Below are 253 nucleotides of genomic sequence, written 5' to 3'. Positions count from 1 at the left end.
GTTCGGCTGTCCAGACTCTTTATGAGTGATTTGCCTCAGGCGAGGCCGTTTCGGGCTGAGTTCTTTATAAGTGCCTGTGCAGAGGGAACCGCAGATCCTGCGAAGTCTCTCGCGATGGAGCTGCGAGAGGCTTCGCTCAGGATGCCACCTTCGGGAAGGCGATTTGGATTGGGTGAGGTTCTGCAAAATCCCAGGTCTCAGAATCGAGACCTGGGGCACCCGGCGGTGTTCTCTCTATTGGAGGTGTTTGCCG

The 253-nt window shown here is 56.5% G+C and carries 1 protein-coding gene; it reads left to right on the top strand.

Translation table 11 applies throughout. The features are described 5' to 3' along the window. Positions 1-21 precede the first annotated feature (21 nt). A partial coding sequence (locus JAO29_RS23280) for a hypothetical protein (protein ID WP_334270669.1) occupies positions 22-253 on the top strand: 232 nt, incomplete at its 3' end.

Source organism: Edaphobacter sp. HDX4, assembly GCF_036877565.1.
GTDB lineage: Bacteria > Acidobacteriota > Terriglobia > Terriglobales > Acidobacteriaceae > Edaphobacter.
Note: the sequence above shows the minus strand (reverse complement) of the source record. Positions and strands in the feature narration are given on the sequence as shown.